The sequence below is a fragment of the Mycobacterium sp. genome, from assembly GCF_052144515.1.
Taxonomy (GTDB): domain Bacteria; phylum Actinomycetota; class Actinomycetes; order Mycobacteriales; family Mycobacteriaceae; genus Mycobacterium.
The window spans coordinates 1-5058 of record NZ_JBKQQD010000377.1 but is presented as its reverse complement, the minus strand read 5'-3'; the positions used below and the strand labels follow the sequence as shown (position 1 = coordinate 5058).

The 5058-nt window shown below is 64.7% G+C and carries 3 protein-coding genes and 1 pseudogene; 1 reads left to right on the top strand and 3 read right to left on the bottom strand.

What is annotated here, in order from left to right; translation table 11 throughout:
* Nucleotides 1-1060 precede the first annotated feature (1060 nt).
* Nucleotides 1061-1792: an MgtC/SapB family protein gene (locus ACLP9N_RS24840; RefSeq protein ID WP_442409864.1), complete on the top strand. Its 732-nt coding sequence runs from the start codon at nt 1061-1063 to the stop codon at nt 1790-1792.
* On the opposite strand, the pseudogene ACLP9N_RS24835 reads toward ACLP9N_RS24840, so the two are convergent.
* The 3 genes and pseudogenes from ACLP9N_RS24835 to ACLP9N_RS24825 all read right to left on the bottom strand — a co-directional run.
* Nucleotides 1789-3198 (bottom strand): annotated as a pseudogene (locus ACLP9N_RS24835) (arylsulfatase). The gene ACLP9N_RS24840 and the pseudogene ACLP9N_RS24835 overlap by 4 nt on opposite strands.
* A gap of 308 nt (nt 3199-3506) precedes the next feature.
* Entirely contained in the window at nt 3507-4193 is a 687-nt protein-coding gene (locus ACLP9N_RS24830) for a hypothetical protein (protein WP_442409863.1), read from the bottom strand.
* Between the two features lie 79 nt (nt 4194-4272).
* A partial coding sequence (locus ACLP9N_RS24825) for a cation:proton antiporter domain-containing protein (protein WP_442409862.1) occupies nt 4273-5058 on the bottom strand: 786 nt, incomplete at its 5' end.

Below are 5058 nucleotides of genomic sequence, written 5' to 3'. Positions count from 1 at the left end.
CGGACGCCCCAAAGACAAAATCCGAACCCTAAACGAGGGTTCGGACCTATTCCGATGTCCTGAGACATCACAGCGGTGGCGGAGGGATTTGAACCCTATTCAAGATCCATGCCAGAGAGTCATTATCCCTTTGACCTGCCCTTTTAGGCCCCATTCAATCCCACTCCACCATGCTGATTTACGACGAAGTGTGGGCAAAATGTGGGCACGGCCCCGTCCAGTGATCCTCTCTGGCACAGCGGCCTACTGGTGCTACTCGGCTGCCAGCTGTTCAAAAGGGATAGGGGTGCCGGGCAGCTTACGTTCGACCGGAAGCGTCATACCGCTTTCTCACCCCGCAAGGGCGGCACATTCGTCGGAGACGGGACGCTGGGAACCAGGTGGTCAGGATTGGTTGAGCGGAAAACGTAGCACTTCCTCCTTTCGCCCAGCGTCGCCAAGTTGAATACGCTTCCCGCACCCCCATGAACGCCTCCGTGGGGACTGCGAGGATGTGCCAGCGGGGCTTCCAGTCCGCCATCCCGCCAAAGCGTTGCAGCGCAGCGTGTAACAGCGCCCGGCGGTGATTCCACCGGACGGAGATTAGGTCATCGCCCTCGATGTGCACCAGCCCGTCGTCATCTACTACTGCGGTGACGGGGATTACCACCGACGGCTCCCGCATGGAGTGGTTGAAATGAATCCAGTGAATCTGGTGGCCCGGCCTGTATGAGGCGCACTGCTTATCGGTACCCGAAAGATCCCAGACATACCCGGACATGGAGATTCCTAGACTCCGAGCCTCCGCGAGGGAGGCGCTCTTGCCCACGCGCGGATCGATCTACCTCATGCTAGCCAGCATGAGGCCACTGCGAGTCCTAAAACATCAGCGGAAACGCGCAGACGGCGGCCTTCTCACGCGGATTTCTCCCAGGTCAATCGACAGAGCGTTGGCCTCGCGCTGGTTCCTCGAGGCTTCCCTCGCCGGCGCCGACGGCGGTCGTCACGCCGGTCAGCGCGCCTGGTCTGATCTTGGTGCATTCGCTCCCGCGGAGCGCGCGCCTGCGCAAAGATCGTTGACGTGCTCGCCCTCGAGTTGATCGTCCGCGTCGGCCTGGCGACCGTCCTCGGACTTGCGATCGGGATCGAACGCCAGTGGCGGTCCCGGATGGCGGGTCTGCAGACGATGGCCCTGGTCAGCATGGGGTCGGCGCTGTTTCTGATTCTGGGCGCCTACACCTTCCACCGTGACACCGACCCCACCCGGGTGGCCGCCCAAATCGTGACCGGCATCGGTTTCCTTGGCGCCGGAGTCATCATGAAACAGGGCATGTCGGTGACCGGGCTGAACACCGCCGCCACGCTGTGGGCGACCGCCGCGGTGGGCGCGCTGGCGGGAGCCTGGGCCTGGCGGGAGGCCCTCGCCGGGGCCGCGATCATCATCGCCGCGAACAGTTTCCTGCATCCGCTGGCCGCGCGTATGGACCGTGTGCACTCCAGGGCGGGCCGTGAGATACCCCCGGCCGACTACCTGCTGGAAGTGGCTTGCGCAGCAGACACGGAACAGACGGCGCGCAACGCGATCGTCCAGGCCGTCAATCAGCCTGGCCTGCAACTCTACTCGCTGCGTTTCGTCGAGGGCGCCACATCCGACCAGGTCGGGCTCCGCGCCGAGGTGTCAGCCGCGTCCCGCGACGACACCCTGCTGGAGAACGCGGTGCGGGCGTTGAGCGTGCAGCCGGGTGTCAGGTCGGTTCGCTGGGCGATCCAGAACGTCGCCGCCGCGGATTGGCTCGGCAGGGGCTCGGATTAGTCGCTTTCGGCGCTTTCCTGCAACTTCGCCAAGACTTGGTCGAGGTTGAAGCTGGCGGATTTCTGTCGTGGCGGGAACTCGGCGAACGTTTGGAGCATTTGGGCGACGTATGCCTGCGCCGGGACGAATAGGAAGATGTGGTCGAAGATCCAGTCCCAGTAGGTGTTCGACGTGATGTCGGCCCGCTCATAGGGGTCGAGTCGCAGGTTGAACAGCTTTGGGATGCGCAGCTCGGTGAACGGCTCAGCCCAGATCTGTGCGGTGCCGGGGCAGCGCTGCTCCATAAACACGAACTTCCAGTTGTCGAACCGCAGCGCGGTCAGGTCGCCGTCGTCGGAGACGTAGAAGAAGTGCTCGCGCGGGCTCTCGTCGCTCTCGCCCGTGATGTACGCCAGCTGGTCGTGCCCGTCGAGGTGCACCTTGTAGGTCGTGCCGCCCAGATCGGTTCCGGCGCGCAGCTTCTCGGTGATGTCGCGCACACCGGCCGCCGACAGCAACGTGACGAACCAGTCGTTGTGGCTGACGATTCCGGTGAGCACCCGCCCGGCCGGGATACGCGCCGGCCAGCGCACCAGTGCCGGTACCCGGTAGGCACCCCTCCCAGTTCGAGTTCTACTCGCTGCGGAACGGCGTCATCGCGGCGTCGGGCCAGGAGTTGATGTGTGGACCGTTGTCGGTGGAATACATGACAATGGTGTCTTCGGCGATACCCAGCTCGTCGAGCAGATCCAGCAGATCACCCACGAGGTCGTCATGATCGAGCATGGTGTCGTGGTATTCGGACTGCCAGCGCCCGGCCCGGCCCACGCTCTCGGGTTTGGAATGGGTGCGAAAGTGCATGTGGGTCGAGTTGAACCACACGAAGAATGGCCTGTCGGCTTCGTGCTGGCGTTTAATGAAATCGACTGCGGCGTCTGGGAACTCGTCGTCGCAGGTCTGCATCCGCTGCTTGGTCAGCGGGCCGGTGTCCTCGATGCGCTGGGTGCCGTCGGGGTTGGCCCAGGTGTGCAGACCCCGCGCGGGCCGAATTTCTCCCGGAACGCCGGGTCTTTCGGATAGTCGGGTAGCTCGGGTTCCTCTTCGGCGTTGAGGTGATACAGGTTGCCGAAGAACTCATCGAAGCCGTGCATGGTGGGCAGGTGCTCATCGCGGTCGCCCAAATGGTTCTTGCCGAACTGGCCGGTGGCATATCCCTGTGCCTTCAATGCAGTGGCGATGGTCGGGTCCTGGGGCTGCAAGCCCAGCGTGGCGCCGGGCAGACCCACCTTCGTCAGGCCGGTCCGGTAGGGGTTCTGCCCGGTGATGAGCGTGGCGCGCCCGGCGGTGCAGCTCTGCTCGCCGTAGTAGTCGGTGAACCGCACCCCCTCCTCGGCGATCCGGTCGATGTGGCGGGTTCGGTATCCCATCAGACCGTGGGTGTAACAGCTCAGGTTGCTGATCCCGATGTCGTCACCCCAAATGATCAGATGTTCGGCTTGTCGCTCACAAGAATTCCTTGCTCCTTCTTCGCCCGACACGTTGGCCCGACCTCATCCCAGACTTCGTCGCACCCCGCTCCCGAACTACGCCTTTGGACCCGAAAGTCGGCGCACCTATGCCGCTTCCGGCCCGCCACCGCACCCTCAGCGGCGACCCGGTGGCTGAGCTGGGCTCCTGCACCGCAGCGGGGCCTAGTCCATCGCTACGACGCGGGTCGTTTCCGGCACGGCCCGCTTTATTCGCGGCTCGCGCGTCGCTCGTTGACGGCTCCAGCGCGGATCAGGAGCAGGCCGCTGACGACCAGCATCCAGATGGGAAACGCCAGCGTCAGCCACATGGTCAGGTCGCTGGCGATCAGCAACGCCACCGCCACCAGATAGCTGATGGCGACTAGCCAGCGCGGCATCAGGCCGGTCATGAGCCAGATGGTGGCCAGCGAAATCATGAACACCGCCGCCATCCGGATGGCATAGGTTTTGGCGGCCGACACCACGATCCCCTTGCCGAACGCGATCACCTCGGCATGCGCTGCGGGATCGGTGATGCCAGAGTTGCTGGCCACCAGCGCGGCGGCGACCGCGGTCGAGACGAACATCACCGCCACAAACAACAGACCGCTGCCCAAAAATACCGTCGCGAAGAACCGATCCTCGTAGCGCCCGAAGCCATCCCGCACCACCCCGATGAACCATAAAAAAGTGATCCCGGCGAACGGCATCAGCTTTGTTGCGGTCAGGATGCCGCCCCGTTCTGAGTTGAGCCATTGCGTCGAGTCGCCCACTCCCTCGGGCATCTTGGTACGGATCAGGATCAGTACCGCCGCGAAGAGCAGGGCCGACAGAACCCCCGCCAAGGCCGCCGCTCGCGGCGTCGTCAACGGGTGCAGGATCGGCCCGGATGGTTGCGCTGATGACGTGGACACAGCGTCATCCTGTCAAAGCGGCGCAACCAAGGCGGCGGTTTCACCCGTTACCCGAGCCCCGCGCGCGCCGATGTCGTGTTCACAGACGCACGTCGCCTCTGTTCTCACCCGGTTTCCGATGTGGCGCAGTGGCTTTCGAAACGGTGTCGTTCGCGGGCGGTGGGGAACCGGTGTCGGCCGCCGCCGTCGCGCCCTGGGCGCATAACCGGATTCCCAGAGGTGCGGTGAGGCTGTGCAAGACGAGGCTCATCGTCACGGTCACCACCACGGCCTGCCGTATCAGGGCACCCTGCTGGATTTCGCCCCTGTCGATCACGAGCAGGCCCAGGACGAGAGTTCCGATTCCGCGGGGGCCGAACCATCCCATGAACATTGTGGTACGGGTCGACAGCCCGCTTCCGGCCACTGCGATCGCAACCGACGCGACGCGCACCGCGATCAAGGCGACGACCGCGAACAAGACCACCCGCCAGCTGGCGTCGCGCCAGGCCGGCACGACTGCCGCCGCGCCGAAAAGCGCGAACACGAGCAGTTCGAGAAGTTGGCCGGCCGCGTCGGAGAGCTGTGTCGCCGCCGCCTGGGTACCGCTGCGGCGCGAAACAACTGCGTAGGCTAGCCCGCCGACGAAGGCGGTGACGAACCCGCTGCCGTGCAACCGCTCGCCAAGCCCGAAGCAGACGAGCGCGAGCGCCAGGGTCGCCAGCTGCGCCCAGGTGCCACTCATCCACCCGCGCGCAGTGGATCGTGAGATCACCACGCCGCCGATCACACCAATGAGCACGCCGACCGCCAGCGAGGCGAACTCGGTACGAAACGCGAACCAGGCCCAGCGGACCGGAGCGGGATCAGTCTGCTCCGAGGCGAG